Here is a 25,738-nt window from a genome sequence, read left to right as displayed (position 1 = left end):
TTATTGCTCCGAGCGCCACACATAAAAAAATCCGGGCACATCGGCCCGGATTGTTCATCACACATTTAACTGTTACGCGGTCTGCACTTCCGCTTGCGGCTGCTTGCGTGTCACCAGCTTACGCAGCGTCACATAAAACACTGGCGTCAGGAACAGCCCAAACAGCGTCACGCCCAGCATCCCCGAGAACACGGTAATCCCGGTCACGCCGCGCACTTCCGCACCTGCACCTTCACCCAGAATCAGCGGAATGGTACCGGCGATAAAGGCAATCGAGGTCATGACGATGGGACGCAGACGCAGACGACAGGCTTCCAGCGCCGCATCGACAATGCTCTTGCCCTGCATCTCCAGCTCGCGCGCAAACTCAACGATCAGAATCGCGTTCTTACACGCCAGCCCCATCAACACCACCAATCCAACCTGCACAAACACGTTGTTATCGCCGCCGGTTAGCCACACGCCAACCAGGGCAGACAGCATGGTCACCGGTACAATCAGGATCACCGCCAGCGGCAGCGTCCAGCTTTCATACAAGGCCGCCAGCACCAGAAACGCCAGCAGAACGGCCACCGGGAACACAATTAGCGCAGTGTTGCCTTGCGTGGATTGCTGATAGCTCAGATCGGTCCATTCAATGTTCATGCCGTTCGGCAGCACCTGAGTGGACATCGCTTCCAGCTTCTGCATTGCCTGCGCTGAAGAGAGCACGCGCGGATCGGCATCACCAATCAGGTCCGCCGCCGGATAGCCGTTGTAGCGAATCACCGGATCGGGGCCGTACGTGGTGGTGATATTGACCATGCTGCCAATCGGCACCATTTCGCCGCGATCGTTGCGGGTGCGCAAATTGCCGATATCCTGCACGCTATCGCGGAAATCACCGTCTGCCTGCGCCATCACGCGCCAGGTGCGACCAAACTTATTGAAATCGTTAACGTACGACGATCCCAGATAGGTTTGCAGCGTGCTAAACAGCTCGGTCAACGACACGCCTTGCGCTTTGGCCTTGTCGCGGTCGACCTGCACATCCAGCTGTGGCACGTTGGCCTGGTAGGATGAAATCGGGAACATCATGCCCGGCGTCTGCAGCACTGCACCGGTCAGGGTATTGATGGCGTTCTGCAGCGCACCGTAACCCAAACCTGCACGATCCTGCACATACAGCGAATAACCAGAGCCTTGTCCCAGACCCAAAATCGGCGGTGGCATAATCGAGAAGCCAAAACCTTGCTGGATTTTGGATATCTTGGCGTTAATCTCAGCATTAATTTCCGCCGCGCTGCGCGTCCGCTCGCTGAACGGCTTCAGGCCAAAGAACACCGTGCCGGTATTTGGCGTGTTGGTGAACTGCAACGCATTAAGCCCCGGGAACGCGACCGAATAGGCCACGCCTTCGGTGTTCATCCCGATTTCGCTCATCTTGCGAATCACTTCATCGGTGCGCGCCAGCGATGACCCTTCTGGCATTTTCACGCCGCCGATCAGATACAACTTATCCTGGGTCGGAATAAAGCCGCCTGGCACGGTATGGAACATAAAGCCCGCGCCCGCCAGCAGCAGCACATAGACGCCGAACACCGCGCCACGTCGACGCAGCGTTTTCCCTACCAGCGATTCGTAGCCATCCGAGCTGCGCTGGAAGAAGCGGTTGAACGGGCGGAACAGCCAGCCGAGCAGGCGATCGATAATGCGCGTCGGCATATCTTTCGCCGCGTTGTGCGGTTTCAGCAGCAGCGCCGCCAGCGCCGGAGAGAGCGTCAGCGAGTTGATAGCCGAGATCACCGTGGAGATGGCAATCGTCACGGCAAACTGCTTATAGAACTGACCGGTCACGCCCGACAGGAAGGCCATCGGTACGAACACCGCACATAGCACCAGCGCGATAGCGATAATCGGTCCTGAAACTTCGCGCATCGCCTGATGCGCCGCCGCGGTGGGTGACAAACCCTGTTCGATATTACGCTCAACGTTCTCCACCACCACGATGGCGTCATCCACCACGATACCGATCGCCAATACCAGGCCAAACAAACTCAAGGTATTGAGCGAGAAGCCCAGCAGGTAGAGGATGCTGAAGGTACCAACCACCGAAACCGGCACGGCCAGCAGCGGAATGATTGAGGCGCGCCAGGTTTGCAGGAACAGAATCACCACCAGCACCACCAGTACAATCGCTTCAAACAGCGTTTGCACCACGGCACGAATCGAATCACGCACAAACACGGTCGGATCGTAAGGCGCGGCCCACTGCACATCGTCCGGGAAGCGGGTGGCCAGCTCGGCCATTTTATCGCGCACCGCATTGGAGAGATCGATGGCATTGGCGCCCGGTGCCTGGAAGATACCAATCCCGACCGCATCTTTGTTGTTCAGCTGCGAACGTAACGCATAGCTGCCGGAACCCATCTCGATACGCGCCACGTCACGCAGGCGCACCAGCGTGCCGTCGTCGGCGGTTTTCAGGATGATATTGCCAAACTGCTCTTCGCTTTCCAGCCGGCCCTGCGTGTTAATCGACAGCAGGAAGTCACTCTGTTTCTTCAGCGGTTCCGCACCAAGCTGCCCGGCAGAAACCTGCACGTTCTGCTCCTGCATGGCGCTAACCACATCGGAAGCGGTCAAGCCACGCGCCGCCACCTTATTGGGGTCGAGCCAGACGCGCATCGCGTACTCACCGGCACCGAAGATCTGAATCTGTCCGACGCCCGGCAGGCGTGCCAGCTCATCTTTCACCTTTAGCGTGGCGTAGTTACGCAAATAGAGTGAATCGTACTTGCCGTGCGGCGAGAACATATGCACCACCAGCGTCAGCGTCGGCGACATCTTCTGCGTGGTGAGGCCCAGTTGTCGCACCTCTTCCGGCAGACGCGCTTCGGCCTGCGCCACGCGGTTCTGTACCTGCACCTGCGCCTGATCCGGATCGGTGCCTGGACGGAAGGTCACGGTGGTCACCAGCACGCCATCGGAACCGGCCACCGACTTCATGTACATCATGTTTTCCACCCCGTTGATGGCTTCTTCCAGCGGCGTCGCCACGGAATCAGCAATCACTTTGGGGTTAGCGCCTGGGTACTCGGCGCGCACCTGCACGCTGGGTGGCACCACGTTGGGATATTCACTGATCGGCAGCAGCGGAATGGCGATCAGTCCGGTGGTAAAGATCAAAATCGACAGCACCGCGGCGAATATCGGTCGGTCGATAAAAAAGCGGGAGAAATCCATAAAAGGCAGTCTCGAAGGTTATTGAGCGGAGCGCATCGCCACCGGTTGGGCGGTCACCGGCATGCCAGGCATAAAGACTTTCTGTAAGCCATTGACGATCACTTTGTCGCCGGGCTTCAGACCCTGCTGCACAATGCGCAGGCCATCGGCTAACTCACCGGCCTGAATATCGCGGCGTTGGGCTTTGCCCTGGGCATCGACCACGTAAACGTACTTGCGATCCTGATCGGTCAGCACCGCTTTATCGTCAATTAACAGCGCGGTGAAATCAGCGCTGCCCGGCAGGCGCACGCGCGCAAACAAGCCCGGGGTGAACTGGCGCTGCTGGTTATCCAGTGAGGCGCGCATGCGGATGGTACCGGTGCTGGCGGTCAGCTGATTATCGAGAAAATCGACGGTGCCGCGATGCGGGAAACCCTCTTCGCCGGTCAGCGCCACTTCCACCGGCAGCGATCCGCGATTTTCGCCTTTACGCGCCATTGCCTGATAGTGCAGATAGGTGGCTTCATCCACGTCGAAGTAGACGTACATGCGATCCTGCGACACTAAGGTGGTCAGCACGCTGGCGCTGTCGCCGGCGGTCACCAGGTTGCCGGTGGTGATCATCGCGCGGCTGGCGCGACCTTCAATCGGTGCGGTCACACGGGTGAAATCAAGATTCAACTGCGCCATATCCACCGCCGCCTGCGCTGACAGCACGCTGGCCTGCGCCTGATTGGCCGCAGAGCGACGCTGTTCCCACTCTTCACGTGACACGACATTGGTGCCGATCAGCTTATCGGTACGCGCCGATTCACTGCGCGCTAGCGTGGCCTGGCTACGTGCGTTGGCGAGTTCCGCCTGCGCCTGCTCTAGAGTGGCGCGATAGGTGCGGTCATCGATGGTGAACAGCACCTGGCCTTTTTTCACCTCATCGCCTTCGCGATAATTCACCTGATCGATATAGCCGGAGACGCGTGGGCGCAGCTGCACGCTCTGCACCGCTTCGAAGCGGCCGTTGAAGCTATCCCATTGGCTGACTTTCTGCTCAACCACCTGCGCGACACTCACTTCGGGCGGCGGCGGCGGGGCGTTTTGCGCCACACCGCGATCGCAACCGGCCAGCAGGCTTCCCAGCAATATCACTCCTGACAGGCTTACTGCCCGACGAACCCCATATGTTTGCAGATGCATTGTTGTTATTCCGCTTAGGTGAAAAAGAAAGGAGACGTACGAAAAATCTGCAACTTTGAAGATTGCATTAAAACGCGATGAGTGTAGGCTTGTGCAAACTGCAACTGCAAGAATATCTGATACACTTTATGTGCGGTTTTGATCATTGCGTTGCAAAGCGATCAAAGCCCCTACGCGCTGTGCGGCATTTAATGCAATAATAAAACTTGCATTAACTGGCATCATCAGTCACCCTTAAAGTGTAATTGCAACTGATACTGATACTGTTCGCAGAGGCGACGGGAGAGAATGGGATGATGAGCGACGCATTTATTCACGATCTGATCGACTGGATTGATAACAACATTGAAGCACGTCTGGACCTGGACACCGTAGCGGGGCGCGCCGGTTATTCGAAGTGGCACCTGCAGCGTATGTTCAAAGAGCACACCGGCTATCCGCTGGGTGAATACATTCGTAACAAAAAATTGAAAAAATCGGCTGATCGACTGACCACCAGCAATGAGCCGATTCTCAATGTGGCCATCTCACTCGGTTTCGACTCGCAGCAGTCGTTTAACCGCAGCTTCAAACGTCAATATGGCGTAGCGCCGGGAGCATGGCGTCGTCACGCCGCGCCAACCGCCAGCGCGATGCAGTAACACCCCGCCAGGGCCAGCTTTGCTGGCCCGCGTTACTCTCCGTTATAAATTCTGCGTTTTAAATCTGCTACTATCGTCGTCCTGTGTTTCAGGATGTCACCATGTCAAAAAAACTCTGGATTGCCTTAATTCTGATCCTCGCCGCGCTGTGGCTTGGGTTAAAACCGCATTTGTCCGACAAATGGGCCAACAGCCACCCCGATATTTCGCAGCTCACCGATGCCAACACCGTGGCGCGCTGGGTGCAGCAGCACCAGCGATTGCCCGATCTCTATCTCACTAAAAACGAGGCGCGTCGCCAGGGCTGGAACCCGAGCAAAGGCAATTTGTGTGAGGTGTTACCGGGGCGCGCGATTGGCGGCGATCGCTTCAGCAACCGTGAAAGAAGGTTGCCGATGCAGGCGGGCAGGCAGTGGTATGAAGCCGACGTGAATTACGATTGCGGTCACCGTGATGCCGATCGTCTGCTTTACTCGTCCGATGGCCTGATTTTCCTCACTACCGATCACTATCGCAGCTTCAAACAGGTGCCTTAACCATGTTGACGCTCCATTTTGACTTTCAAAGCTTGCCGGATCGCCAGGCGTTTTACCGCGCGCTGGTGCAGCAAAGCGCCTGCCCGATGGATTTCGGCAACAACCTTGATGCGCTGTGGGATTGGCTGACCGGCGGCATGGCGCTGCCTGCGACCCTCTATTTAACGCATGCCGATCACGCCAGCCACAGCGCCGAATTCGCGCCGTTGCTGGCGCTACTGGAAGAGGCGCAGCAGCAGTTAGCGGGCGAGCTGCACCTGATACGTGAGGCGTAGATTACGCATGCAGCGGCAGCAGCAGAATTGCCAGCATCTGTCGCGCATTCGCCGGCAGATCGCCGCCGCCGGTATAACCGTTGTTCTCGACAATCACCGAATTTAACCCCACCAGCCAGTCATAGATGTAGTAAGCCGTATGATTAGCAGGGGCGGCTGACAGCCGCGTTAAACGCTGTCCCGGCGAAAAGCTGACGCTCGGTGCCGGCGGACGGGCGAAAATTGTCTGACCGCGATTGACGCGACTCTCCGGACGCTCACTCTCTGGACGCTGCAAAAAGCCCAGCCAGGCGACAAAATCACCCAGCACCGTCATGGCGCGTGAAACCTGACGATCGGTACGCGCTTCGTGCGCGCTGGCCTGCGCGTCGGGTTCATTGAGCGCCGTTTGCAGCTTGCTGAGCATTTTCAGACGGAAGCTGGCGGTGATCAGCTCCTCTATCAGCATCTCCAGCGTGGGTTTATCGACGTTGAGCAGCGCCAGCAGGCTGCGGCTCTCCGGCAGCTGACGCAAATGCTCCAGCCACAAAGCAAATACCTGCTGTGGGAACTGCTGATCGCGCTGGCCACCCGCACTGCGCGGCTCAGCGGCGGCGACCGGTTCATCTTTGAACAGATCAAACTCGAAGCCGATACCAAAATAGCTCTGCTCGGCGGCAGCAGTTTTGCTGCTGTGCTGGCTAACGTTGCTGCTGCTCTGGCTCAGCCACAGCTGACGCACCGCTTCGCGTGACGGCTGCAAACGCTCCAGCAGTTCGCCGTGTAAACCGGTACGATGTTGCAAACATTTCAGCAGCGTATCGGCGATCGCCTGCTTGCGTCCCGCCTGTTCCGGCGTAGCGCTGGATTCGGTCCACGGCTGTAAACGCTCCACCAGCTTCTGCTGCAGGGCGCTAAGCTGCTGTGCCAGGCGATCGCGGCGCGCCTCCGGCTGCATCTCATCCTGCAGCCAGCTGCCCATGCGATCGACACCGGCACGATCCAGCGCCAGCATTGAGCCCCAGCTCTGTCCCGGCTGACCAATCTGCCGTTGTACCGCTTCATCCACGTTAATCTGCTGCTGCTGATAGCGCGCGTCATGCGGCGTGATCGCCCAAATCAGACGCGGTTTTTCGCCGCTGGCCGCGACGGTTTGATGCATGTGCCACTCACGCAGCGCGCTGGCGGCGACATCGGTGTCCTGACGCTGGCTGGCTGCGGTACAAATCAGCATAAGATCGATGCCCTGACGCGCGGCGTACAGGCCTGGCAGCAGCGCGCGTTTCTGTTCCAGCAGGGCGGCGCGCAGCGGATCGCGCTGGCGCAGCTGCGCCAGCTCTTCCTGCTGGGCGCGGTCAGCTGGCGTGCCCGGCGCGGGCAGCTCCAGCATATCGGCGTCATCGTACAACGCCTGGCGCGGCGTGGAGCTGAGCGGCAGAGTGATTTCCAGCGTCAGCAGCGCGAGTAAACCTAACGGCACCTGCTGCGCTTTACCCACGCGATTGGCGACAATCGGGCACACTTCGATCATCTCTTGCCCATCGGCATCATGACTGATCAGTTTCTCTGCCGGTAGCGCGGCGTCATCGACCAGCAGGCTGAGCGGCGCTAACACGCGCGGCGCGTGACGCAGTTGATGACGCAAATGCATCAGGCTGCGCAGGCTTTCATTCAGGGCGTTTTGGCCTGGCCACAGTAACGCAAACAGCTGCACGCGGTCGTCAACGTTGAGCCACGGCGCCAGCGCCACGGCCTGCGGCCAGAAGTGACGATCGAGTATTTCGGCGTGACGATGGTGGCGACGGCTCCACGCCCACAGCGTGATCAGCGCGTCGCTGTCCAGGCCGGGCTGCGCCTCATCCTGACGATGGCGCTGCAAACGCTGCAGCGCGGCGTCGATGTGCGCGCTATCGGGCTGATCTTCCGTTTTGGCGCTGGCCAGCATCAAACGAATCAGCTCCACTTCGCTCAGCAGCGTCATCTCCAGCGGCCAGGCGTTGGATTGCGTTTCACGCTGGTGGCTGAAGCGGGTGGCAATGGCGAAATCGAGATTGCCCGGATTGATGTGCTGGAAATAGTTCAGGACTTTATCGCCGAGGCGCGCAATCAGCTGACCCTGCGCATCGCCAACCATTTCACTCAGCAGCCAGGCTTTGCCCGCCTGCGATTGGCCAAACAGCGCCAGCGTGACCGGGCGCGCCAGTTGACGCGCCAGCGCATGGCTTTCCACACGTGCGCGGCGCAGTTGCAGCGTCAGCGTCTCGGCTTCCATCGCCAGTCGTGGCGCATGCGCCTGATGGGTTTCCACCCAATTCAGCGCACCGTCCAGCGTTTCCTGCATCAGGCTGAGACGTTTGGCGGGCGTAACCGGCGTAGCTTTTTTGGCAGTTCTCATCGTTTACAGACGCTCCCGCTGTCGATCCAATATTGCGCATTTGCGTTACCGGTGGCCGAAAGCGTATTCAGTTTCAGACTCAGCTGTTCCAGCGGCACGCGCGTGCCGTCATCCATCCGCGCATCGCTTAGCACTAAGCGTTCCGGCCCCAGATTATCTGGCCCAGGCTGCACCGCCAGCTTAATGCGCAGCACGCTTTCCCCGGCCACCTGGCGCGCCAGCGTCGGGTCGACAATGCTCAGGCTGTAGAGCGGCGAGGCCGGCCAGCGATCGTTCTCCAGCTGGCGGAAGCCGAGGCAGACATTGCCGCGGATGCGGAAGCTGCTCTTGCGATCCAGCGCAAAACTGCTGCTGTCGAGATCGATTTCGCTGTAGCACAGGTTGTCGTCGCTCAGCGCAGTGGTTTCATCCAGCACGCCGAGATAGCGGATGGTGGAGTAAGGTTCGAAATCACCGGCGCGGAACCAGAAGCTGCTCAGGCGTAGATCGAGCGCCAGCAGGCATAACATTGCACCGACGGCGGCGGTCGATTTCGGGTTATCAATGCGGCCCTGTTTATTAAACGGATACCAATCGCTGGTGTGATAGCCCTCCAGCGACAAAATACGGCTGCCCGGCAGCGGTTGCAGATGGCGCACCAGCGCCTGAATGCCCGGGAAGCGTGACGGACGACCGGTCAGCAGCAGCACATCGCACTGGTACAGCGACACCACTTCGCACATTGCGCGCAGCGCCGGAATGATCGCCATACGGTGCTGCAGGAACTCGCCGTGCAGCTGCGTCATGCTTACCACCAGCGGTACCTCCAGCAGATCGAAACGGCTGTCGCCGCCGAGGGTGCGCTGAATTTCTCCGTTCACAAACGCCAGCACGCTGCTGGCCGGTTTTTGCGGCACCAGCTCGCCGAACAGCGCATTGATTTCGCTGTGGCTGTCGAGCGGATCCCAGTTCTCATACTGCTCCAGCACCGCCTGCGCCAGCGGGATAAACAGCTGCAGCGTCACCTGCTGACGCAGCGTGGCCTGACCGTCCATGCGGCTGTCATGGCCGAACAGCTTGTTCATCAGCGGCTCTGCCAGCGTCAAACCGGCTTTCTGCAAACTGTGCTGCAGCGCGGGCAGAATCCACAGCTGAATCACATCCAGCAGGATGTCGTCGCCCGCCACTTTAAAACCTTCACGGAACAGTAAGCGCGGAGTGATTTTGACGTTGTTGCCCTGGCCGTCATCAAGACGATATTGGGTAATGGCGAGATCGGTGGTGCCGCCGCCGATATCAATCGACGCGATACGCAGGCTCTTGCCCGGGACTTCATCGGCTTCACGCGGGCGATCCGGACGCGCCATGCTGCTGAAGAAATCCTCCGCGCGACCGGCAAAGTTGACCTGGGTTTCGTTGAACAGCCAAACCATTTGACCGCAGGTGGCTTCGTCCCACTCCATCTGTACATCCGGCACCGGGCGCAGGCTTTTTGCCTGGCTGGCGGCCGAGAAATCCTCCTCTGCCGGATGCCAGCCTTCGGCCTTCCATACCAGCGCGATGGCTTCCTGCATGCGGCGGCGGAAAATTTCCCGCTCCGGCTTGGGCATGGCGGACGGCAGCGTCAAAATCACGTGACGCAGCTGGCGCGGCGCCTGGCTTTGCGGCATGCGCTGACGCTGCGCCACGCTGTTCATCTGCATCATCGCCTGCGCCAACAACTCGCACAGCATAAAGGTCATCAATGAACTGCGGCTGTAGCTGGCCGAGAATACCGGCAGACGTTCGTCTTCCGCCAGCGCGTGCAGCGGCTGGCCTTCATCATTGATCAACAGGGTAAACGGCAGCGCGGTGGCCTGCGGCTCATCGCTGCTGCCGTTAGCGTTGAAGCGCCAACCGGGCTGATAGCGCGCTTCATCCCATAGATAGCGGCGCGGGCTGGATAAGCCGGTGCTGCCTTCGGTACCGGCACGCAGCAGTGCCAGGCGGCTGGCTTCACGTCCGACGCGCGTCAGTGACGGCCACATAAAGGCGTTTTCACGGCCGCTCTCCAGCGAGAAGTTGGCCTTGCCGAAACGGGTTTCAGCAAACTCCAGGCGGCTGTCGAACAGTTCGTTGTAAACCTGATGCGGTTCGGAGAGATCGCGCAGCTGCAGCTCATAGGTCTGGCGCAGGCCGCTGCTCTCTTCGGCATGATCTTCCACCAGAATGCCGCAGGTGTGCGAGTTGCCCACATCAAGAATGATGTCGACGTTAACCGCCGGGGTTTGGTGGGACGCCGCCTGAATGGTGATTTCGGCCAGATCGAGCTGTTCGCCCAGCAGCTCCAGCAGATTGAGGTAGTGCGCCTGATATTCGAATTCGCGCAGCGCCTGATTCAGCTCCTGCTCGCGACGTGACTCCAGCGCATGCACCTGCTGACTAAAGGTCTCACGCAGCCAGCCATCAACCCAGGTATGATCGAGAAATTCACCCAGTTCATAGTTGTGCCAGGCGAGGGCGAAACTAACGCCGTTCTGCGCATCGGCCTTGCTTAAACCGTGCTGCTCGCCGCCATCCTGTTCGGAAACAATGCGGGTATCGAAGGCGAGGGTGATGCGATGGGTGTTGCCGGCCGCATCGGGTTGGCTCAGCGCGGCCAGATGCAGACGCGCCCAGTTGTCTGGGCCGCCAATAAAACGGCGTCCGCTGGTGCAGCGCAGTACCGGCAGCGGCAGCCACTGCTGGGCCAGTAGTTTCAGTGAGTCGGCCAGCGCAATATCCGACTCCGGACGCACCACTTCTGCCGCGCCGCCATCTTCCGGATAAAGCAGGAACTTACCGCTGTTGCCATCGACATTCAGGCGCAGCAGCGGGCCATTAGCCGTCTGACGCACGAACTGACGGCGCGCCTGTAACGCAGGCAAACGCAAACCGAAATCAAGAAACTGTACACCGCTATCTTCAATCAGCGTGATTTTCTGTTTGTCATCGATGAGGGGAGCCAACATGTTTACTTACTCTCACGCTTAATCGTCAACGGGAACACCTGATCTGCGCCATATTGCGCAGTACAGCTGGCAATGCCATCACCGGCTTTACACACCAATTCCGGCATGCGGTAACGCGATTTATCGCTGCAGCTGGCAGTATAGCGGCTGCGTACTTCCATGATGCCGGAGGTGGTCATCGCGGCGGTGACATCGGCTTTACAGCGGATGTTATCGCCTTGGGTAATGGTGGCGGTGCCTTTGCCATTGCGGATCTGATAGCGCAGGCTCGGCGGCTTGCCGGTTGGCAGATTGGTCTGACGCAAGGTGACGCGCCAGGTGCCATTGATAAACTTCACGGAGCCGACGCGCGCATCTTCGGTGGTCATCACCAGATCGTCGGCTTTTGCCGGTTCGGTATGTTCTGCTACCACTTCAGGCGCGGCGGCAGGGGCCACGACCGGCGCAGCGGCGATCACGCTGGCCGCGGTTTGCGGCAGCGTGGCGGCGAGTTTTTCGGCTTTCACTATCACCGCAGGCGTCTTCATGACCGGCACCGGAGCATCAGCAACGCTGGCCGCTGCCGGTTTGGCTGGCTCAGGCGCGCTGTGCAGCCAGAAGGCGACACCCGCGGCGACCACCGCCGCAACGGGTAACAGCAGCATCAGCGGACGCACGGCAAAGGCGCGACGTGGTGGCGCGACAGGTTCGGGTGCGGGTTCAGGTGCTGGCTCAGGAATGACTTCAGCTGGCGGTTGTTCGATTTCAGGTTCAGGCGCGAGCACCGGTTCGGCAGCGGCAGGCGGTACGTCGATCAGCGGCGCAATCACCGGTGCCACCACCAGCGGTGCGGCAGGCGGTTCCGGCAACAGCGGCGGCAACGCTTCTTCCAGCGTCTCGCGCAGGCAGGCCAGCGCATCATCACGCGAACGCGCCTGCGGATCGACAAAGCCCCAGAAGGTGATCACCGGTTTGCCATCCACCAGATAAACGTACTGCTGGTCCGGGAACTGCAGGGTTTTGCTCAGCAACGCACCAAACAGCCGCATGGCAGGATTATCCGCATCGCGCGCGCGCAGGCTCAGCGCCTGTAAATCCTGCTGGTTCAAGGTCAGCAGCTCCAGCGCCTGACGTCGTTCGTGGTCGCTGGCGCCAAGCCAGGATTTCACTTTGCCATTAAACGGGGCGTACCAGTCGAGGCGATCACCGCGCTCATTGGCCTGCGGAATCGCCAGGCAGTTGGCCAGCGTAGTTTGGCGGCGCAGACGCAAGGTTTCGCGGATTTGCAAGGCGGAACTCCAGACCGGCTGGCCGTTTTCACCCAGTGCCAGTACCGTGTCCAGATTGCCGCTGCGCAGAAAAGTTTTTGCCACTCGTTGGGCCCTTATCGGTGGTTGTCTGAGGCAGAACAGTGTGTGTTGATGGCGATGGTAGTGATCTTAAGCCAAATGCCGGCAAATCAAACGGCTGATAAAGGGGGAAAAACAGGGCGTTTTTCCCGGCTGCGGGGTCAGGTTGCTGAAATTTTAAGCGCGACTGCGTGGGGACAGAATCAAAAACGTCAGCATGCCGCCGAGCAAGCCCCAAAACGCGGAGCCAATGCCCAGCAGCGAAATGCCGCTGGCGGTGATCAGAAACGCCACGATGGCGCTATCGCGCTGCGCCGGTTCTGCCAGCGCGCGTTGCAAACTGCCCGCAAGCGTGCCAAGCAGCGCCAGGCCGGCCAGCGTAGCGATAAATACCGGCGGCAGCGCGCTCAGCAGCACGGCAATCAATCCGCCGGTAAAGCCGGTCAGGAGATAGAATACGCCCGCCAGCGCAGAGGCCATCCAGCGTCGCGCCGGATTGGCATCAACCTCCTCACCCATACAGATGGCGGCGGTAATCGCGGCAATGCACACCGAAAAGCCGCCAAACGGCGACAGTATCAGGGCAATAAATCCGGTCCAGCCGGTCAGCGCGGAAATCGGTGGTTGATAGCCATGCGCCTGTAGAGTCGCGATACCGGGCGCGTTTTGTGAAGCCATCGTCACCAGAAAATAGGGTAAACCGACGCCAATCAACGCGGCCAGATTGAATTGCGGCATGATAAATTCTGGCCGACTGATGGCCAGCGCATGTGGCGGTAAATGAAGGGTTTGCTGGTAGAACGCTACCAGCACACCTGCGATGAGCGCCAGAATGATGGCGTAGCGCGGCAGCCAGCGGCGGCTAATCAGCCATACCAGACACATGCTGCCGCACAGGGCGAAATGGCTTTGCAAACCGCTAAAGGTGCCGATACCAAACCGCAGCAGAATGCCGGCCAGCATCGCCGCCGCCAGCGACTGGGGAATGTGATTCATCAGCCTGGCAAACAGACCGGTGACGCCGCACAACACAATCAACAGGTTGGTGGCGACAAACACGCCGACCACTTCATTGAGCGTTAATCCCTGCACGCTGGTGGCGAGCAACGCGGCGCCGGGCGTGGACCATGCTGCAAGGATGGGCATACGCGTCCACAGCGAAAGACCCAATGATGCCAGCCCCATACCGATGCCCAGCATGGAAAGCCAGCCGCCAATCTGCTCCGGCGATGCGCCTGCCGCTTGTGCCGCCTGAAAGATCAGTGCCGCTGAGCTGCTGTAGCCGATCAGCACGGCGACAAAGCCCGATATCAGCATGGGAAAAGAGAAAGCGCTGCGCGTGGTGGCGGTCATCATCTGGTCACATCCCGTTGTGCGTTATAGCGCACATTGTTGCATGGGACGCTATAGCGCACAAGTGCTACACTGCGCGCGAGCTTTCGGGAGAACACATGGAAAATCTGCATCAACATTTGAGCCTGGCGCTGAAGCAATTGCGGCAGGCCAACGGCTGGAGTTTGACGCTGGCGGCGGAACGCACCGGCGTGAGCAAAGCGATGCTTGGCCAGATCGAACGCGGCGAATCGAGCCCGACAGTGGCGACGCTGTGGAAAATCGCTACCGGCTTTAACGTGCCATTTTCCTTCTTTGTGCAGGGCAGCGATCACCCGCCGGGCAGCGTGGCGACTTTCAGCCAGCCGAACGCGCAGATGCAAGTCAAACCGCTGCTGCCATACGATGCCAGGCTGCGTTTTGATCTGCTGGAGGTCACTTTGGCGGGCGGCGCGCAGAGCGACTCATCCGCACATGAAAGCGGGGTGATTGAGCAAGTGGTGGTGCTGGACGGCGAATTACTGTTGGGCGTGGAAGGGACCTGGCGGCGCTTGCTGCAGGGCGAGGCCAGCCAGTTCGCCGCCGATACACCGCACAGTTACCGCAATCCCCTCAGCACGCCGCTGCGCTTTCATAGCTTGATTCATTATTTGCAGCGGGATTAGCTGACAATTACAAATTGATACGAAGGTAAACTACACAGTTTGCCTTCGTATTTATATACTCGCGGCTCATCAGTAAGGGAGACGGTGCCATGAGCGACCTCAACAGCGCGGCGGCGATACTGCGCAGTATCAATGGCAAACTGGCGCGTCGCTTGCGCGAATCAGCGCCACCGGGCGATCTCACCTGGTCGCAGGTCTCGGTGCTGGGTTATCTGGTGCGGGATGGCGCGATGACGGTCACTGAACTCGCGGCGCGGGAAGCGGTGCGCACCCAATCGATGGGCGCCACGATTGCCAGCTTACAGGCGTTGGGCATGGTACAGGGCGAGGCCGATCCGCTGGATGGCCGTAAAACCCGCTATCATCCCACTGATGCCTGCCTGCACCTGATTGCCGCTAACCGCGCGCAGCGTGATGACTGGCTCGTCAACAGCATCGCCACGCAATTGAGTTTGCAGGAACAGCAAACGCTGCTGGCGGCTATTCCCTTACTGCAAAGACTTGCCGACCAATAATCCTGAGAGGACACAACATGGCTTTAACTACCCTTGACGACAACACCGCGCTGATTGTGATTGACCTGCAGAACGGCATTGTCGCGCTGCCTGTGGCACCGTTAGAGGCTAACGAGGTGATTGAGCGTTCAGCGCGTTTGGCCGATGCCTTCCGTGGCCAAAAGCGCCCGGTGGTGCTGGTTAATGTGGCTGGTGGCGCACCGGGCCGCAATGAGCAGCCTAAGCACGGCGGCGATCTGCCTGCCGATTGGGCGACGTTAGTGCCGGATCTGGCGCAGCAGCGTGGCGACATCGCCATCACTAAGAAAACCTGGGGCGCATTCCACAATACTGACCTGCATGAACAACTGCAACAGCGCGGCATTACTCAGGTGGTCATCTGTGGCATCGCCACCAGCATTGGCGTGGAATCGACGGCGCGTCAGGCGTATGAGTTAGGTTACAACGTGACGCTGGCCACCGATGCCATGACCTGTCTGAATGCCGAAACGCACAAAAACAGCGTTGAACGCATCTTCCCGCGCTTGGGTGAAACCGGCACAACGGAAGACGTGCTGGCACTGTTGAAGTAAAAAAAAGCCCTGCGCAGATTGCTGAGCAGGGCTTGTTAGAAGCTTAATTTAAACTACTGAAACGCATAACTCACCGTCAGACCCACGCTGTAATTACGGCCCGGCGCCGGTTCGTAATAACGGCCGTTGCTTTCGTTGACGATCACCGAGCCGATGTAGTTACGGTCAAACAGGTTATCGACGCGGCCAAACAGATCCAGCGTCCAGTTCTGCACCAGCCACTTATAACCGCTGTTGACGCCAACCACGGTGTAAGAGGGCGCTTTCACATCGTTCTCATCATCCGCGGCGATATCGCTCAGGTAACGCACATCTGTTCCGGCATACCAGCCCTGATCGGGCGCGTAGGCCAGACCGGCATAAGCCATATTGCGGGCAATGCCGGGAATACGGTTGCCGTCGCAGCTTTCGGTGCCGCAGGCGTTAGAGCGATAGCGCGCATCCAGCAGGGTCCATGCGGCTTTGAAACGCCAGCTTTCACCAAACTGCTGATCGAGACCGAGCTCTAAACCGCGACGACGCGTTTCACCGGCGTTTTTGTAACTGGAGCGGCCTTCAAAGCTGCTGTCGGAAACGATCTCGTTTTTGGTATCTGTCTGGAACACGGCAGCAGTCAGGAGTCCATTGCCGATACGTTTTTTGCTGCCCAGTTCCACTGTCTCGCTGGTGGCGGGTTGCAGATTCAGGTTAAGACCGGCCTGATCGGCTGAGCGATATGACAACTCATTCAGCGTTGGCGTTTCGAAACCGCGACCGGCAGAAACGTAGGCGTTCCAGCTGTTATCAATCGCGTAGTTCAGTGCCGCCGCCGGCAGCCAGCGATGATAGCGACGGTTGCCGCTATCATCTGGATCGCTGGCGGTCACGTAGTAGTCGTTGGAGTCGAAATTCACCGTGCTAAAACGCACGCCGGCATCCAGCGACAGTTTGTCGGTTAGCTGCCACGCGGTTTGCAGATAGGGATCGAGGTTCCACATCAGATTGCGTTCGTTACGACGCATATCGCCCTGCACGCCCAACTCGTTGGCGGTAAAGTTTTGATAACCCTTACGCTTCTCGGTCATGGTTTCATAGTCGAGGCCGCCGGTGAGAGTTACCGGAATGGTGAACAGTGCGTCGCGGTGCGTCCAGCGCGTATCAATGCCCTGATAATGACGCGACAGCGAAATCACGCCGCCGGGATAACCGGGATTTAATTGGGTGGCTCTCGGAATCGATTGATACTGGGTGGTTTCACGTTCACCGGCGTACATCATCACGCTCAGATCGTCGTTTTCACTCATCTGGCGCTGATAGTGCAGGCCAGCCTGCGTCTGGTCGACGGTTTTACGCGCATCGTACAGCGTGACGTTGTTGGCCACCTGGCGCGGATTATCTTTCCACTGTGCGGCGGTCAACCCGCCCGGATCCTGTGCTTCAACGTGCACACTATTAAACAGCAGCGTCAGGGTGCTGACATCATCAATGCGCACGCCGAGTTTGGCATTACCCAGATTCTTCTGCGCCGAGCTGTGATCGCGATAGCCGTGCGTAGTAAAGCGTGAAGCGGAAACCGTGTAGTTGACGTCACCGGCCTGAGTGCCGTCGCCGGTTGCGCCGCTGGCTTTCACGCTGTTGCGCCAGCTGCCGTAACTGCCGTACCAGCTGCTGGCTTCCAGCGTGGTTGGCTGCTGGCCGGTTTCGGTTTCAACGTTAATCACGCCGCCGGATGAGTTGCCATACAGCGCCGAGAACGGGCCGCGCAGCACGTCGATATGATCAATCGATCCGATATCTATATTAGAGGTTTGTCCCTGGCCATCAGGCATGGTCGCTGGGATCCCGTCGACATACAGGCGGATGCCGCGCAGGCCGAACGTGGAGCGCGAACCAAAGCCGCGCACCGAAATCTGCAAATCCTGCGCATAGTTCTGCCTATTTTGAATCTGCAAACCGGGCACGCTGGCGAGATTTTCTGACAAATTCACGCGCGGTGCCGCGTGACGCATATCGTCGCCGGAGACCACGCTGACCGCCGCTGGCGTATCCAGTTCGGAAAGGCCGGACGCGGACGGCGCGGCACTCACCACCATGGTATTGCTGGCAGCGCCTGCCGCCAGCGCCGAGACCGGTAACATCGCAGGCAGCATCAACAGCGAAGCCTGGCGCAGTAAAGCTATTTTCATTATGAAAGACCGTAAAAAGGGCGTGGAATGAACCGATTGGAACATTAATGGCGCGTATGTTAATCGTTTTTTCATTTGTTTGAAAAGCGTTAATAGTATGACGGATTATTACTGTTTGCGGTGTTGAAAATGTTTTTTCATCGCATCTCTCGCCTGGCTGCGTGGGGAAAATTCTGTCAGTCTGGCGGTTTTGTCTGAAGGCACAAAAGAGAGGGAATATGAGTCAACAACCTGTGGTAGCGGTACTGGGATTGGGTGCAATGGGCCATGCGTTTGCCGCCAACCTGCTGAAAAAAGGCTTCAGGGTACGCGGCTGGAACCGCACGCGTGCCAAAGGCGAAGATCTGCTGAGCGCAGGCATCCACCTGAGCGACAGCGCGGCGCAAGCCGTTGAGGGCGCGGACGTAGTGATCGCTATGTTGGCGGATGGCGCCACCACGCGTCAGGCGCTGAACGACGCCAGCAGCGCGCTCAAGCAGGGCGCAACCCTTTGCCAGATGGGCACCATCGGTGTGGAAGCCACCGATCAACTGATCGCCGAATTCAAACGCGCGCGTCCGGATGTGGTGTTTATCGACGCGCCGGTTTCCGGTACTAAAGCGCCGGCAGAAAATGCACAAATCCTGGTGATGGCGAGCGGCGACCAAAGTAAAGCCCAGGCCGCCGAGCAGGTGTTTGCCGCGATTGGTAAAGGCACGCAGTGGCTGGGTGCCGCGGGTGCCAGTTCGCGCATGAAGCTGGTGGTGAATAGCTGGTTGATTGGTTTGATGCAGAGCCTGGCGGAAAGTACCCGTTTGGCGGAAGCGTTCGGTTTCAGCACCGACGATCTGTGGAAAGTGCTGGATGGCGGTCCACTGGCTGCACCCTATGCCAAAATGAAGCTGGGCATGATTGCCAGCGGCGATTTCACCCCGCAGATGCATCTGGTGTGGGCGCTGAAAGACGCCAAACTGGCGCTGGACGCGGCGGGCGACAGCAAACTGCCCGCGCTGGAAAACATTGTGGATGTCTGGCAGCAAGCGGTAGACGCCGGTTACGGTGAGCAGGATCTGGCGGCGGTTTATCAGTATCTGAAACGCTAACATGAGCGCGCGGCTCAATTTCGATTTTGCCCATCGTCCGCTGGTGCCGTATGCGCACGATTACGCGCATGGTGACGCCGAGCCGTGGCATTACCACGATTGCGCACAGCTGATCCACACACTGAGTGGCGTGGTGAAAGTCGAAACCCAGCAGGGCAGCTGGATTGTGCCGCCCAGCCGCGGCGTCTGGCTGCCTGCCGGAACGCGCCACGCATTACATATCGTTGGTGCGGTGGCGGCGCGTACGCTGTTTGTTGATCCGCTGGCGCGCGCCGATCTGCCTGCCAGTTGTCAGGTGGTGCAGATTTCGCCGCTGCTGCGCGAGTTGATCGTCAGCGCGCTGGCGTTGCCAGAGCAGTACGGCTCCGGCAGCCGCGCCGAGCGCATTTATGAGCTGATACTGGATGAAATACGCGTGATGGATGTGCTGCCGTTTGGCCTGCCGCTGCCGGAAAGCGAGCGGCTGCTGAGTTTATGTCAACACATTCAGCACGCGCCGGGTGAAAACTGGACGCTGGCCCGTGCCGCCGCTGAGCTTTGCGTGGCCGAGCGCACGCTGGCGCGCCATTTCAGTCGCGAAACCGGTTTGCAGTTTAGCGACTGGGTACGACGCGCGCGGCTCAGCGTGGCGCTCACTCGTTTAGCGCAGGGCGAAAGCGTGTTAACGGTGGCGCTCGATCTCGGTTACGACAGCCCGAGCGCTTTCAGCGCCATGTTCCGCCGCGTGCTCGGCGTTACGCCAGCGAACTACTTTCCTGCGGCAGAAAAGCGTGCGCTGCGTTAAGCAGAGCCTGCAGTGAGGCGCGCGCCACATCGTTATCAATGCCCACACCCCACGCACGTTCACCGCGGGCATTAACGCAGCTGATGTAGGTCACCGAGCGGCTGTCGCTACGTTTTCCCAGCGTATGTTCATGATAATCCTCGATGGTGATGGCTAAATCGTAGCGCTGACGCAGCGCTGCAACCGCGGCAGACAGTAATCCGTTGCCTCTGGCCTCCAGCGTCACCTGCTGCACACCTTGTTGTAATCGCGCTTTGAAACGCGTTTCGCCTTTGTCATCGCTGTGGCTTTCCGCTTCCAGCAAACGCCGCGCCGGCTGAGTTAAGCCGTAATGCTGACAGAACAACTGCCACAGCGCGTGGTGCGTCATCTCCTGACCATGTTGATCCGTTTGCTGCTGCACGAGGCGGCTGAAATCCTGCTGCAAACCGCGCGGCAGCTGCAGGCCGTGATTTTGCTCTAGCAGCCACGCTGCACCGCCTTTACCGGATTGGCTATTGACGCGGATCACCGCTTCATAGCTGCAGCCAATATCCATCGGGTCGAGCGACAGATACGGCATTTGCCAAATCGCTTCTTCACGTTCGGCACGCTCGGCAAAGCCTTTGCGAATCGCATCCTGATGTGAACCGGAGAACGCGGTAAACACCAGCTCGCCGGCGTAAGGATGGCGGGGATGCACCGGCAGCTGATTGCAGCGCGTCACGACTTCCAGCACCTGCTGGATATCGCTGAAGTCGAGCTGTGGCGCCACGCCCTGGGTGTAGAGATTGAGCGCCAGCGTGATGAGATCCACGTTGCCGGTGCGTTCACCGTTACCAAACAAACAGCCTTCCACGCGATCGGCGCCCGCCAGCATCGCCAGCTCGGCACAGGCAATGCCGGTACCGCGATCGTTATGCGGATGCACGCTGATCGCCACGTGCGATCGCTGACTGAAGTGGCGACAGAAATACTCAATCTGATCGGCATACACGTTTGGCGTGTTCACCTCAACGGTAGCCGGCAGGTTGATGATCATTGGGCGCGTGGGGCCCGGCTGCCAAATCGCCGCCACCGCTTCGCAAATTTCCAGCGCAAACTCGGGCTCGGTAAAGCAGAAGGTTTCCGGGGAATATTCGAAGGTCCACGCGGTATCGGTTTGTTCTGCACAGCGGGTGCGAATCTGGCGCGCACCCGCGCAGGCCAGCTCAATAATTTCAGCTTTGCTCTGGCGGAATACGCGCTCGCGGAACAGCGGCGCGGTGGCGTTGTACATATGGATGATCGCCTTCGGCGCGCCACGCAGCGCCTCAAAGGTACGATCGATCAGATCGCTGCGCGCCTGGGTGAGCACCTGGATCGCCACGTCATCAGGAATGTGGTGTTGCTCGATTAACAGGCGCACAAAATCAAAGTCGGTTTGCGAGGCCGCCGGAAACGCCACCTCAATCTCTTTAAAGCCGCAGCGCAGCAGCAGTTGCCAGAACTCCAGCTTGCGCGCGCTGTCCATCGGCGTGGCCAACGCCTGATTACCGTCGCGCAGGTCGGTGGAGAGCCAGCGCGGCGCCTGTGTCAGCTGACGCGATGGCCACTGGCGGTCGGGTAAATCAATCACCGGAAACGCACGGTATTTTGTCGCGGGTTGAGTGAGCATAACCATCTCCTTGTTGTGTTGGGTGTAGTCTCGCCTGGCAGCGCGTGCCTCGGCTCGCCCATTGCTGACAACCACACGCGCATAACTGACAACCTATATGCGCCAGGTGGCATTTCACATGCGAAATCGGCATCGGTCATTTGACGCGCGCGGGTTAGGCTGGGGTTTTGCACGACGAGATAAAACACAATGAAAAGAGCAGCTTTGGCACTATTGATCGTGGCAGCCAGCGGGGCGGCAACGGCTGAAACCGTAACGCTGCGTATTGCCGATCAAAAGGGAAATATGCACGCCGAAATGGAAGCGGCACAGCAGTTAAATCACCTCAATTACAAAATCGAGTGGGCCGAGTTCCCGGCGGCGGCGCAGCTGGCAGAAGCGCTGAATGCCGGTGCGGTAGATGCCGGTATTATCGGCGATGCGCCGCTGCTGTTCTCGCTGGCGGCCGGTTCGCAGGTGAAAGCGGTCGCGGTGAGCAAATCGGTGCCTGAAGGATTGGCGGTGTTGGTCAGCCCGGATTCAGCGATCAAAACGGTTGCCGAACTCAAGGGCAAAAACATCGCCACCGGACGCGGATCGATTGGTCACTTTGAAGCGCTGAAAGCGCTGGAGCAGGCGGGTATCAGCGATAAAGACGTCAAATGGCGCTTCTTAACGCCGGCAGATGCGCGCATCGCGCTGGCCAACGGCTCGGTGGATGCCTGGGCAACCTGGGATCCTTACACTGCGCTGGCGGAAGTGACCAACACCGGCCGCGTGCTGGTGAATGGCGTAGGGCTGTCCAGCGGCAATAGTTTCCTCGCCGCCACCGATGCGGCGCTGCAAGACGATGGCAAACGTGCCGCGCTGCAGGATTACGTTAACCGTTTAGCCGCGGCCGATCGTTGGGCCAACAGCCATGTGGATGAGTACTCCACCACGCTGGCGAAGATCATCGGCTTCCCGCAAGAGGCCGCAGCGAAATCGTTCTCCCGCCGGAAATCACATTGGCAGAGCATTGATGACGCTACCATCGCCCAGCAGCAGGAGACCGCCGATTTCTACCAAAAATACGGTTTAATCCAGCAGCATCTTGATGTGAAACCGACGTTTTATCATGGCTTACAGGTTGCGCAGAACTAACCCTTTGTGCGCCCGCATTTGGCGAAACCGCAGCGCGCGCGTAGCATGGCGGCATGTTGTTTCGTCAAAGATCTCCCCATGCTAAAAACCTTCGACGGTCATAATGACCTACTGCTCAATCTGTGGCTGCATCATCGCGATGATCCCGCACAGGCCTTTTTCCATGGTATTGAAAAGGGCCATCTCGATTTTCCTCGTATGCAGCAGGGCGGTTTTGCCGGTGGTCTGTTCGCCCTGTTTGTGCCGCCGCCGCGCTATGTACAAGAGGTCGCCCCGCAGCGCGCGCAGGAAAATCTGCAACCGCTGGAGATTCTCTGGCAGCAGCTCGATATTCTTAAAGCGCTGGCGGCGCAATCCGCCGGGCGCGCGCGTTTGTGCCTCAGCGCCGCGGATATTGCCGCTTGCCGCGCCGAGGGTGTGCTGGCGCTGGTGGCGCATATCGAAGGGGCGGACGGATTTGATGCCGACGGCGCAGCGCTCGACGCTTTTTATCAGGCCGGCGTGCGCAGCATCGGCCCGTTCTGGAATCTGCCTAATCGCTTTGGCGAGGGCGTCAGCGGTGCGTTTCCCCATTCGCCGGACACCGGGCCAGGCTTAACCGCCGCCGGCGAGCAGCTGATTGCCGCAGCCAATCGCCATCGTATGCTGATTGACCTGTCGCACATGAACGAGAAAGCTTTTTGGGACACCGCGCGTCTGTCAACCGCGCCGCTGGTGGCGACGCACTCCAACGCTCACGCGCTGTGCGCACAGCCGCGCAATCTCACCGACGATCAATTGCGTGCCATTCGCGACAGCGGCGGCGTGGTGGGTGTGAATTTTGGTAACGCGTTTTTACGCCGCGATGGCAAACGCGATAACGACACGCCATTGATCGAAATTGTTAAACATGTTGAGCACTTGATCGCGATAATGGGCAGCGATCATGTGGCGCTGGGTTCCGATTTTGATGGCATCAGCGTGCCCGAAGCGTTGAAAGATGTCTCCGGATTGCCGCGCCTGTATGCGTTGTTGCGCTCACTGGGCTACGATCAAACGGCACTCGAGCAGCTCGCCTGGGGCAACTGGCAGCGCGTGTTGCACCAGATTTGGCGGGATTAGCACAATTCCCTTACCTAATCAGGGTTGATCTGCTCGCTACATTGGCGCAACATCTGCGCGCGTCATGATTGCAATGTGATCTACGTCACAGCTGCAATTATCTCCAGCAGAGAGTTCTCTGCATTTTGACTGAAGAAGAGGAAGAAAATTATGTGGAAAAAACCTGCGTTTATTGACCTGCGTCTGGGCCTGGAAGTGACTCTGTACATCTCCAACCGCTAAGACTTCTGCCCGCCGTTCGTGCGGGCATTTTGTTTTCTCTCTCTGGTCAACATTCATGTTTATTAAAGTCCTCGGTTCAGCGGCTGGCGGCGGCTTCCCGCAGTGGAACTGTAACTGCGCCAACTGCAGCGGCCTGCGTAACGGCACTATTCAGGCGCAGGCGCGCACGCAATCCTCCATCATTGTCAGCGACAACGGTGAAGATTGGGTGCTGTGTAATGCCTCGCCGGACATCAGCCAGCAAATTGCCCACACCCCAGAATTGATAAAAAAGGGCGTGCTGCGCGGCACCGCCATTGGCAGCATTATTCTCACCGACAGCCAAATCGATCACACCACCGGCTTGCTCAGCCTGCGTGAAGGTTGCCCGCATCAGGTATGGTGCACGCCAGAAGTGCATGCCGATCTCACCAGCGGCTTCCCGATTTTCACCATGTTGCAGCACTGGAACGGCGGTTTGCAGCATCATGCGTTAACGCCGCTGGAGCCGTTCCGCGTTGATGTGTGCCACAGCCTGCAATTCACCGCCATTCCTATCCTCAGCAACGCGCCGCCCTATTCGCCGTATCGCGATCGTCCGCTGCCAGGACACAACGTGGCGCTGTTTATTGAAAACACCGTCAACGGCCAAACGCTGCTGTACGCCCCGGGACTCGGTGAGCCCGATGCGGTGATTATGCCGTGGCTGCAAAAAGCCGATTGCCTGCTGATTGACGGTACGGTGTGGCAGGACGATGAGCTGCTGACCACCGGCGTCGGCAAAAATACCGGCAAGGCGATGGGGCATTTAGCGCTGGCCGAAGAACAAGGTTTGATGGCGTTGCTGGCTTCGCTGCCGGCCAAACGCAAAATTTTGATTCACATTAACAACACCAATCCGATCCTTAACGAGCAGTCGCCGCAGCGTGAATTTTTGACGCAGCAGGGCATTGAAGTGAGTTGGGATGGCATGGCGATTCATCTGCAGGAGTTTGCATCGTGATCATTACCGAAGCACTCGCGCCCGCCGCCTTTGAGCAGGCGCTGCGCGACAAAGGCGCGTTCTACCACATTCATCATCCGTACCACATAGCGATGCACAATGGTGCCGCGACGCGTGAGCAGATTCAGGGCTGGGTGGCGAACCGCTTCTATTATCAGACCAATATTCCGCTGAAAGACGCGGCGATCATGGCCAACTGCCCGGATGCGGCGACGCGTCGTAAGTGGGTGCAGCGCATTCTCGATCACGACGGCAGCAACGGCCATGAAGGCGGTATTGAAGCCTGGCTGCAGCTGGGGGAAGCGGTGGGTTTGGATCGCGACGTGTTGCTGTCAGAGAAGCTGGTGCTGCCGGGCGTGCGCTTTGCAGTGGATGCCTACGTTAACTTTGCCCGCCGGGCCAACTGGCAGGAAGCCGCGTGCAGCTCGCTGACCGAGCTGTTCGCGCCGCAGATTCACCAGTCGCGCCTCGATAGCTGGCCGCAGCACTATCCATGGATCAAAGAGGAAGGTTATTTCTACTTCCGCAGCCGCCTGAGCCAGGCGAATCGCGATGTGGAACACGGCCTGGCGCTGGCGCTTGAGGTGTTCACCACCGCCGAGCAGCAGAACCGCATGCTGGAGATTCTGCAGTTTAAGCTCGATATTCTCTGGACCATGCTGGATGCCATGACCATGGCGTATGCACTGCAGCGTCCGCCTTATCATACGGTCACCGATCAGGTGTCCTGGCACAGTACAAGATTGGTATAAAAATATGAAAGATAATGTGATTCCTGCTTTCCGTCGCGGTTACCGCATGCAGTGGGAAGCGGCGCAGGAGAGCCACGTCGTGCTCTATCCGGAAGGCATGGCCAAGCTAAACGAAACCGCCACGGCGATCCTCGAACTGGTGGATGGCAAACAGGATGTGGCCGCGATCACCGCTACGCTGGATGCGCGTTTCCCGGAAGCGGGCGGCGTGGGCGATGACGTGAAAGAGTTTCTGCAATCTGCCATCGAACAAAAATGGATACTCTGTCGTGAACCCGAGTAAAGCC

General features: G+C 58.9%; 22 protein-coding genes. 14 read left to right on the top strand and 8 right to left on the bottom strand.

Annotation, left to right across the window (positions count from 1 at the left end; translation table 11 throughout):
- Positions 1-72: 72 nt before the first annotated feature.
- The gene (gene oqxB / locus AC790_RS10770; RefSeq protein ID WP_049851782.1) at positions 73-3,225 is read right to left on the bottom strand and encodes a multidrug efflux RND transporter permease subunit OqxB; all 3,153 of its coding nucleotides are present in this window, start codon (positions 3,223-3,225) and stop codon (positions 73-75) included.
- A gap of 18 nt (positions 3,226-3,243) precedes the next feature.
- A complete protein-coding gene (locus AC790_RS10765; protein WP_049851781.1) occupies positions 3,244-4,398 on the bottom strand; it encodes an efflux RND transporter periplasmic adaptor subunit in 1,155 nt (384 codons plus the stop codon).
- Between the two features lie 293 nt (positions 4,399-4,691).
- Here AC790_RS10765 and AC790_RS10760 point away from each other — a divergent pair, with 293 nt between their 5' ends.
- The 3 genes from AC790_RS10760 (at position 4,692) to AC790_RS10750 (ending at position 5,850) form a co-directional block, all read left to right on the top strand.
- Positions 4,692-5,039: a helix-turn-helix domain-containing protein gene (locus AC790_RS10760; RefSeq protein ID WP_007891342.1), complete on the top strand. Its 348-nt coding sequence runs from the start codon at positions 4,692-4,694 to the stop codon at positions 5,037-5,039.
- 101 nt (positions 5,040-5,140) lie between these two features.
- Positions 5,141-5,575, top strand: a complete 435-nt coding sequence (locus AC790_RS10755) for a ribonuclease domain-containing protein (RefSeq protein ID WP_007891340.1) — start codon at positions 5,141-5,143, stop codon at positions 5,573-5,575.
- A 2-nt stretch (positions 5,576-5,577) separates the two neighbouring features.
- A complete protein-coding gene (locus tag AC790_RS10750) occupies positions 5,578-5,850 on the top strand; it encodes a barstar family protein (protein WP_007891335.1) in 273 nt (90 codons plus the stop codon).
- Between the two features lies 1 nt (position 5,851).
- Here AC790_RS10750 and AC790_RS10745 read toward each other — a convergent pair whose 3' ends face one another.
- The 4 genes from AC790_RS10745 to AC790_RS10730 all read right to left on the bottom strand — a co-directional run bounded on the left by AC790_RS10745 (position 5,852) and on the right by AC790_RS10730 (position 13,877).
- The gene (locus AC790_RS10745) at positions 5,852-8,224 is read right to left on the bottom strand and encodes a virulence factor SrfC family protein (protein WP_049851780.1); all 2,373 of its coding nucleotides are present in this window, start codon (positions 8,222-8,224) and stop codon (positions 5,852-5,854) included.
- Entirely contained in the window at positions 8,221-11,193 is a 2,973-nt protein-coding gene (locus tag AC790_RS10740) for a virulence factor SrfB (RefSeq protein WP_049851779.1), read from the bottom strand. Before AC790_RS10740 ends, AC790_RS10745 begins: the two co-directional genes overlap by 4 nt.
- Positions 11,194-11,195: 2 nt before the next feature.
- Positions 11,196-12,545: an SrfA family protein gene (locus tag AC790_RS10735; protein ID WP_049851778.1), complete on the bottom strand. Its 1,350-nt coding sequence runs from the start codon at positions 12,543-12,545 to the stop codon at positions 11,196-11,198.
- A gap of 153 nt (positions 12,546-12,698) precedes the next feature.
- Positions 12,699-13,877, bottom strand: a complete 1,179-nt coding sequence (locus AC790_RS10730; RefSeq protein ID WP_049851777.1) for a benzoate/H(+) symporter BenE family transporter — start codon at positions 13,875-13,877, stop codon at positions 12,699-12,701.
- A gap of 95 nt (positions 13,878-13,972) precedes the next feature.
- Between AC790_RS10730 and AC790_RS10725 the strand changes: the two genes are divergently transcribed.
- The 3 genes from AC790_RS10725 to AC790_RS10715 all read left to right on the top strand — a co-directional run bounded on the left by AC790_RS10725 (position 13,973) and on the right by AC790_RS10715 (position 15,605).
- Entirely contained in the window at positions 13,973-14,518 is a 546-nt protein-coding gene (locus tag AC790_RS10725; RefSeq protein WP_007891789.1) for a helix-turn-helix domain-containing protein, read from the top strand.
- Between the two features lie 89 nt (positions 14,519-14,607).
- A complete protein-coding gene (locus tag AC790_RS10720) occupies positions 14,608-15,033 on the top strand; it encodes a MarR family winged helix-turn-helix transcriptional regulator (protein ID WP_049851776.1) in 426 nt (141 codons plus the stop codon).
- Positions 15,034-15,050: 17 nt separating this feature from the next.
- Positions 15,051-15,605 carry an isochorismatase family protein gene (locus AC790_RS10715; RefSeq protein WP_007891795.1) on the top strand — a complete coding sequence of 185 codons (555 nt, stop codon included), beginning with the start codon at positions 15,051-15,053 and terminating at the stop codon, positions 15,603-15,605.
- 53 nt (positions 15,606-15,658) lie between these two features.
- On the opposite strand, the gene pqqU is transcribed toward AC790_RS10715, so the two are convergent.
- Entirely contained in the window at positions 15,659-17,770 is a 2,112-nt protein-coding gene (pqqU, locus tag AC790_RS10710) for a TonB-dependent receptor PqqU (RefSeq protein WP_200902262.1), read from the bottom strand.
- A gap of 194 nt (positions 17,771-17,964) precedes the next feature.
- Here pqqU and AC790_RS10705 point away from each other — a divergent pair, with 194 nt between their 5' ends.
- Positions 17,965-18,852, top strand: a complete 888-nt coding sequence (locus tag AC790_RS10705) for an NAD(P)-dependent oxidoreductase (protein WP_255348774.1) — start codon at positions 17,965-17,967, stop codon at positions 18,850-18,852.
- A gap of 1 nt (position 18,853) precedes the next feature.
- Entirely contained in the window at positions 18,854-19,636 is a 783-nt protein-coding gene (locus tag AC790_RS10700; RefSeq protein WP_007891798.1) for a helix-turn-helix transcriptional regulator, read from the top strand.
- On the opposite strand, the gene leuA is transcribed toward AC790_RS10700, so the two are convergent.
- A complete protein-coding gene (leuA, locus tag AC790_RS10695; protein WP_049851775.1) occupies positions 19,587-21,272 on the bottom strand; it encodes a 2-isopropylmalate synthase in 1,686 nt (561 codons plus the stop codon). The two genes, AC790_RS10700 and leuA, sit on opposite strands and share 50 nt — an antisense overlap.
- Before the next feature lie 189 nt (positions 21,273-21,461).
- Between leuA and AC790_RS10690 the strand changes: the two genes are divergently transcribed.
- The 6 genes from AC790_RS10690 (at position 21,462) to pqqD (ending at position 25,734) form a co-directional block, all read left to right on the top strand.
- Entirely contained in the window at positions 21,462-22,394 is a 933-nt protein-coding gene (locus tag AC790_RS10690) for an ABC transporter substrate-binding protein (protein ID WP_049851774.1), read from the top strand.
- 78 nt (positions 22,395-22,472) lie between these two features.
- Positions 22,473-23,495 (top strand): dipeptidase, encoded by a 1,023-nt coding sequence (locus AC790_RS10685; protein ID WP_162838742.1) that lies wholly within the window; start codon positions 22,473-22,475, stop codon positions 23,493-23,495.
- A 150-nt stretch (positions 23,496-23,645) separates the two neighbouring features.
- On the top strand, positions 23,646-23,717 hold the full coding sequence (gene pqqA / locus AC790_RS24185; RefSeq protein ID WP_002905689.1) for a pyrroloquinoline quinone precursor peptide PqqA: 72 nt from the start codon (positions 23,646-23,648) through the stop codon (positions 23,715-23,717).
- Between the two features lie 55 nt (positions 23,718-23,772).
- Positions 23,773-24,699, top strand: a complete 927-nt coding sequence (pqqB, locus tag AC790_RS10680; protein WP_049851773.1) for a pyrroloquinoline quinone biosynthesis protein PqqB — start codon at positions 23,773-23,775, stop codon at positions 24,697-24,699.
- The gene (pqqC, locus tag AC790_RS10675) at positions 24,696-25,451 is read left to right on the top strand and encodes a pyrroloquinoline-quinone synthase PqqC (RefSeq protein WP_007891806.1); all 756 of its coding nucleotides are present in this window, start codon (positions 24,696-24,698) and stop codon (positions 25,449-25,451) included. The genes pqqB and pqqC overlap by 4 nt, the downstream gene beginning before the upstream one ends.
- 4 nt (positions 25,452-25,455) lie before the next feature.
- Positions 25,456-25,734 carry a pyrroloquinoline quinone biosynthesis peptide chaperone PqqD gene (gene pqqD / locus AC790_RS10670; protein WP_049851772.1) on the top strand — a complete coding sequence of 93 codons (279 nt, stop codon included), beginning with the start codon at positions 25,456-25,458 and terminating at the stop codon, positions 25,732-25,734.
- Positions 25,735-25,738 lie beyond the last annotated feature (4 nt).

The sequence above is a fragment of the Pantoea sp. RIT-PI-b genome, assembly GCF_001187905.1.
GTDB lineage: Bacteria > Pseudomonadota > Gammaproteobacteria > Enterobacterales > Enterobacteriaceae > Pantoea > Pantoea nemavictus.
Note: the sequence above shows the minus strand (reverse complement) of the source record. Positions and strands in the feature narration are given on the sequence as shown.

What these genes read in the sequence shown, in the direction of transcription:
- oqxB (WP_049851782.1), bottom strand. Translation starts at nt 3,225, where the DNA reads ATGGATTTCTCCCGCTTTTTTATCGACCGACCGATATTCGCCGCGGTG.
- AC790_RS10765 (WP_049851781.1), bottom strand. Translation starts at nt 4,398, where the DNA reads ATGCATCTGCAAACATATGGGGTTCGTCGGGCAGTAAGCCTGTCAGGA.
- AC790_RS10760 (WP_007891342.1), top strand. Translation starts at nt 4,692, where the DNA reads ATGATGAGCGACGCATTTATTCACGATCTGATCGACTGGATTGATAAC.
- AC790_RS10755 (WP_007891340.1), top strand. Translation starts at nt 5,141, where the DNA reads ATGTCAAAAAAACTCTGGATTGCCTTAATTCTGATCCTCGCCGCGCTG.
- AC790_RS10750 (WP_007891335.1), top strand. Translation starts at nt 5,578, where the DNA reads ATGTTGACGCTCCATTTTGACTTTCAAAGCTTGCCGGATCGCCAGGCG.
- AC790_RS10745 (WP_049851780.1), bottom strand. Translation starts at nt 8,224, where the DNA reads ATGAGAACTGCCAAAAAAGCTACGCCGGTTACGCCCGCCAAACGTCTC.
- AC790_RS10740 (WP_049851779.1), bottom strand. Translation starts at nt 11,193, where the DNA reads ATGTTGGCTCCCCTCATCGATGACAAACAGAAAATCACGCTGATTGAA.
- AC790_RS10730 (WP_049851777.1), bottom strand. Translation starts at nt 13,877, where the DNA reads ATGATGACCGCCACCACGCGCAGCGCTTTCTCTTTTCCCATGCTGATA.
- AC790_RS10725 (WP_007891789.1), top strand. Translation starts at nt 13,973, where the DNA reads ATGGAAAATCTGCATCAACATTTGAGCCTGGCGCTGAAGCAATTGCGG.
- AC790_RS10720 (WP_049851776.1), top strand. Translation starts at nt 14,608, where the DNA reads ATGAGCGACCTCAACAGCGCGGCGGCGATACTGCGCAGTATCAATGGC.
- AC790_RS10715 (WP_007891795.1), top strand. Translation starts at nt 15,051, where the DNA reads ATGGCTTTAACTACCCTTGACGACAACACCGCGCTGATTGTGATTGAC.
- pqqU (WP_200902262.1), bottom strand. Translation starts at nt 17,770, where the DNA reads ATGAAAATAGCTTTACTGCGCCAGGCTTCGCTGTTGATGCTGCCTGCG.
- AC790_RS10700 (WP_007891798.1), top strand. Translation starts at nt 18,854, where the DNA reads ATGAGCGCGCGGCTCAATTTCGATTTTGCCCATCGTCCGCTGGTGCCG.
- leuA (WP_049851775.1), bottom strand. Translation starts at nt 21,272, where the DNA reads ATGCTCACTCAACCCGCGACAAAATACCGTGCGTTTCCGGTGATTGAT.
- AC790_RS10690 (WP_049851774.1), top strand. Translation starts at nt 21,462, where the DNA reads ATGAAAAGAGCAGCTTTGGCACTATTGATCGTGGCAGCCAGCGGGGCG.
- AC790_RS10685 (WP_162838742.1), top strand. Translation starts at nt 22,473, where the DNA reads ATGCTAAAAACCTTCGACGGTCATAATGACCTACTGCTCAATCTGTGG.
- pqqB (WP_049851773.1), top strand. Translation starts at nt 23,773, where the DNA reads ATGTTTATTAAAGTCCTCGGTTCAGCGGCTGGCGGCGGCTTCCCGCAG.
- pqqD (WP_049851772.1), top strand. Translation starts at nt 25,456, where the DNA reads ATGAAAGATAATGTGATTCCTGCTTTCCGTCGCGGTTACCGCATGCAG.